The 4741-nt window shown below is 58.8% G+C and carries 4 protein-coding genes; 1 reads left to right on the forward strand and 3 read right to left on the reverse strand.

Annotated features, from left to right (window positions below; translation table 11 throughout):
- The first annotated feature begins 221 nt into the window (after nt 1-221).
- On the forward strand, nt 222-2600 hold the full coding sequence (gene ppsA, locus Q0M35_RS17425) for a phosphoenolpyruvate synthase (protein WP_295317527.1): 2379 nt from the start codon (nt 222-224) through the stop codon (nt 2598-2600).
- On the opposite strand, the gene Q0M35_RS17430 is transcribed toward ppsA, so the two are convergent.
- The 3 genes from Q0M35_RS17430 to Q0M35_RS17440 form a co-directional block, all read right to left on the reverse strand.
- Entirely contained in the window at nt 2597-3544 is a 948-nt protein-coding gene (locus tag Q0M35_RS17430) for a 1-phosphofructokinase family hexose kinase (RefSeq protein WP_295317528.1), read from the reverse strand. The two genes, ppsA and Q0M35_RS17430, sit on opposite strands and share 4 nt — an antisense overlap.
- Nucleotides 3545-3618: 74 nt before the next feature.
- Nucleotides 3619-3984, reverse strand: a complete 366-nt coding sequence (locus Q0M35_RS17435) for a hypothetical protein (RefSeq protein WP_295317529.1) — start codon at nt 3982-3984, stop codon at nt 3619-3621.
- Nucleotides 3971-4522 carry a hydrolase gene (locus Q0M35_RS17440; RefSeq protein WP_295317530.1) on the reverse strand — a complete coding sequence of 184 codons (552 nt, stop codon included), beginning with the start codon at nt 4520-4522 and terminating at the stop codon, nt 3971-3973. The genes Q0M35_RS17435 and Q0M35_RS17440 overlap by 14 nt, the downstream gene beginning before the upstream one ends.
- Nucleotides 4523-4741 lie beyond the last annotated feature (219 nt).

The raw sequence follows: 4741 nt of genomic DNA on the forward strand, positions 1-4741 counted from the left end.
TACGTGGCGATGCGTGCTTTACCAGATGCACCGGAACGTCGGCGTGCGACCGAAGATATCAGCCTGCAATCAGTCGATCTGTGCTGTGAAACCGGAGGGGACAGTCTTCCAGACCTTCGAGCCAGGGCCGGAACGGAAGCACCGGTGCAGGATTGACCAGTATCAATCCCGCCGCTCACCAGCGCCGCATACTCGCCCCGACGGTGCAACAGGGGCGCAGAATGCAGGGTTCTCATGATCTGGTCGTAAATTTCACTGACGTCAGACGTGACGATATCGAAAGGGTCGGCGGAAAAAACGCATCACTGGGTGAAATGATCCGCGCATTGGACCACAAGGGGGTTCGGGTCCCCCCGGGTTTCGCCACAACGGCGCATGCCTTTTACACGTTTATTTCAGAGAATAATCTGGACACCCGCATTGCAGACGAACTGGAAAAGCTCGCCAGCGGCAAAACCGATCTGCATCACGCCGGAGAAACGATACGCGGGATTGTTCTGTCCGGCGAGTGGCCTGAAAACACAGCACAGGCAATCACGAAGCACTACAAAGACCTGTGCCGCGCGCAGGGCAAAGAAGAGGTCGAGGTCGCGGTAAGGTCAAGTGCCACGTCCGAGGACCTGCCGGATGCGAGTTTCGCCGGTCAGCAGGAAACTTTTCTGAACGTCGCCGGAGAAGCTGAACTGTTGAACGCCTGTCGCAGGTGCTACGCATCGCTCTATACGGATCGCGCGATATCATACCGACAGATCAAAGGTTTTTCACATACAAAAATAGCGCTTTCGGTGGGTGTGCAGCTGATGGTCCGTGCGGACAGCGGTGGCTCAGGTGTGATGTTTTCGATCGACACCGAAACCGGTTTTCCGGATGTCGTTCTGATCAATGCCGGCTGGGGTCTTGGCGAAACCATTGTGCAGGGCACCGTCGATCCTGATGAGTATCAGGTTTACAAGCCACTCCTGAACAAAGCCGACCTCGTTCCCATCCTGGAAAAGCGCCTTGGCGGCAAAGAAATCAAGATGATCCAAGACGCCTCGGGCGCACCGCGCACCGTTCCCACGTCAAAAGCTGAAAGGCAAAAGTTTGTCCTGAGCGATCAGGAAATACTCGAACTCGCGCGGCAGGCCATCGTCATTGAGCATCACTACGGACAGCCCATGGATATGGAGTGGGCGCGCGACGGTGTGACCGGCGATCTGTACATCGTGCAGGCCAGACCGGAAACGGTTCAGTCCCGCGACGCCCATCTTGCGCTGACAACACATACCGTCCATGCGCCGGGCCGGACGCTGATCACAGGACTGAGCGTCGGCGACGCGGCGGTTGCCGGTCGGGTCAGCCTGATCGAAAGCGCAAAGGACATTGACCGTTTCGTGGACGGGTCCGTTCTGGTGACCTCAAACACCGACCCCGACTGGGTTCCGATCATGAAACGGGCTGCAGCGATTGTCACGGATCACGGAGGCCGGACCTCACATGCGGCAATCATCAGCCGCGAGCTTGGGGTGCCTGCCGTGGTCGGATGCGGCACGGCCACACAGGTTCTGCACGACGGACAGGATGTCACCGTCTCATGCGCTGGCGGCGAGCAGGGTGTCATAAGTGACGGTATTTCGCAGATCACGGTCTCGGATGAAGCACTGCAGGATCTGCCTGAAACGCAAACCCGCGTTATGCTCAACCTTGCCAACCCATCCGCAGCGTTGCGCTGGTGGCGGTTGCCCGTCAGGGGCGTCGGGCTGGCGCGCATGGAGTTTGTCATCAGCAACACGGTGCGTGTGCACCCGCTGGCCCTTGTCCGTCCGGAGGCTGTCACCGACAAAAGGCAATTGTCGGCGATTGAAGATCTGACCTGCGGGTATCAGGACAAATCCGCATATTTTGTCGACAATCTGGCGCGCGGACTGTCGCGCATCGCTGCCTTTTGCTACCCCGAGCCGGTGATCATCCGGATGAGTGATTTCAAAACGAACGAATACGCCGACCTGCTGGGTGGCCGCGATTTTGAGCCGCGCGAGGAGAACCCGATGATCGGCTTCAGGGGGGCCTCCCGCTACTACTCGGATCTCTACAAGCCGGGCTTTGCGCTGGAATGTCAGGCAATCAGGAAGCTCAGGACACAGATTGGTTTTGACAATGTGGTGGTGATGATCCCCTTCTGCCGAACCCCGGAGGAGGCGGACCTTGTCCTCGCTGTGATGGCGGAGAACGGGCTGGAGCGCGGCGTGGACGGGCTTGAGGTCTATGTTATGTGTGAAATTCCGTCAAATGTCCTGCGCGCATCGGAATTCGCGCAGCGTTTTGACGGGTTTTCAATCGGATCCAATGATCTGACGCAGCTGACACTGGGGATCGACAGGGACTCAGAGGAGCTGGCCACCCTGTTTCGCGAAGACGATCCGGCTGTCTTGTGGATGATCGAAACCGTGATCCGCGAGGCACATGCCGCCGGCACCAGGGTCGGCTTCTGCGGACAGGCTCCCAGCAACGATCCGGCGTATGCTCAACGGCTGGTGCGCTTTGGGATAGACAGCATTTCAGTGACCCCGGACAGTTTCATCAAAGTCCTGCGAAACGTGGCGAGGGCCGAAGCAGACTAAAGAACTTCCACATGACACTCAGGCAGAATGGCTTTTACTACCTGCGGATCACATAGTCCGGTCCCTTCCGTGCCCATTGTCGCACTGGCTGCGGCCACACCGGACTTCAGAGCGAGATCAGGTGTCTCACCCCGCGCCAGCGCCAGTGTAAAGGCCCCGGTGAACGCATCACCGGCACCGATTTTGCTGACAACGGGCACCTCTGGCGTGCGGCACAGATACTGACCGCTTTTTGTGACCAGAACGGAACCCTGCGACGCACGACCGGTGACCACCATGTCCGAGACATTCCGGTTGATCAGCGTTCTGCCGAAGGCAACGAAGTCTGCAACGGTTTCAAGGGTTTCACCAGCAACCTTCCGCGCTTCCGCCGCGTTCAAACGCAGTACATGAACAGGATCGCGAGGATGCCGGATCAGGCGCGCCAGCGCGTCCTTTGATGTGTCGACCACCAGTTTCCTTGTGTGCCCTGCGATCGCGGCCTGTACCCGCGCAGGGTAATCGTCGCCCAGACCCGGTGCGACCCCGCCGCTGAGCACGACGTAGCCGTCCTGCGGGGCATGCGCCGCGATCTCGTCGAGGAGGCGGTCTGCATCGTCCTCGCTCAGAACCGCGCCCGGAACGCTGAAGCGGAACTGTTCGCCGTTACTTTCATCTGTCACCGCAAAGCTCTCGCGGGTATCACCGCTGACCCGGACCACGACAGGACGCACCCCCTCCTCTTCCAGCAATCGCAGCAGCCGTTCACCCGTCGGTCCGCCGACAGCGACGAGAGCTTTGGCGGCACCTCCCAGCATGCCTATTGCGCGGGCCACATTTACCCCGCCGCCGCCGGGGTCGACCCTGGGAGGCCTGCAATAAAGCTTTGGCCCGGCAACGACATGTTCAACTGACGTGGCGAGATCAACTGCCGGGTTAAGCGTTATGGTCAGTATGGATTGCACCGGCCTCAGCCTTTCCGACTATCGGGGTATCAACAAAAAGCACTGGCTTTTCTGTCCGCGAGAAAACACCCGCATCAGTTCTGAAGCATCGCCAGACGCATGGTAGCGGCCAGAATTGCCTGCGACAGGACCGGAGATCTGCCGGAGCCGATAATGGCATCGTTGTCGCGTGCGTCGGCCTCACGCAGGGTGCAGCGCCAGTGACCGTCCTTGTCATTTGCACGCCCGTGTATGTGCACCGTCCAGTCGGGAAAAGCCTGATCCGCGATGTGGATGACGGCATCCGTGTTACCCATCCTGACCGCCAGGTTATCATCCGTTCCGGTTGCGTCAGGCAACAGGAAGGCAAGCCCCCTCGCCACGCCGTCCAGATCGGCCACAGTAAGATCTGTGCGGCTTTCCAGTTCATCAATCAGAATGTCCAGTTCAGGATCTTTCATCTTCAACCACCTCCTTTGCTTCCGCAGCGCCCGCGATCTGCGCGACGCCAATCACATAGTTCTCGCCATAAGCGCAGGCGCATTTGGGACATGCAGTGTAAAACATGTAGATGCGACCAACCGCATAGCCGCCTGCTTTGGCGGCTACCTCCATTTCATGAATCCAGTCAGGTGCCTTGCTGTAAGGGCCTTCGAACACACGTGTGATGTAGTCACCGGACAATGTGGTCATTTCCTCATCTGCGACGGGGCCGGCCACTGAAAACAGATGTTCGCTTTGGGTTGCGGAGAGATCACGACTGAGAACCAGGTACTCGTCAGGGCACTGCGCGCCGGCGTCTTCGATATGCCCCTGAACCCGGGCAAAGACCCGCCCCATGTCTACCGGCACATGCAACAGGCTGCGTGTCCTCGCACGAACGAAAGGTTTGTTGTCAAAGTGCAGATGGCGCCCGTCCCAACCGCTTGGATCAAAGCGCGGACAGCACCCGGTGTCCGGGGCGGACATTTCCATATGAGGCAACATATTTGTTTCCATGTGACCACTCCGCTCGTCGTGCTGAGCAGTTTCTGCCGTTATCAGTAAAATCGATTGATTTTCGTCAGTCAGCGGAGAAATGCACCAGACCGGAGCATACCGGGGGGAGGCACGACCGGAACCGAAGGTTCTGTGCATCTGAACATGTCGCAGATGCCTGATACGCAGAGCGTGCCCGGGATCCTGGTGCAAAATGCCGCCAACCTCTCAACGTCAAGT

This window comes from Roseobacter sp. (assembly GCF_024639605.1).
Classification (GTDB): Bacteria; Pseudomonadota; Alphaproteobacteria; order Rhodobacterales; family Rhodobacteraceae; genus Roseobacter.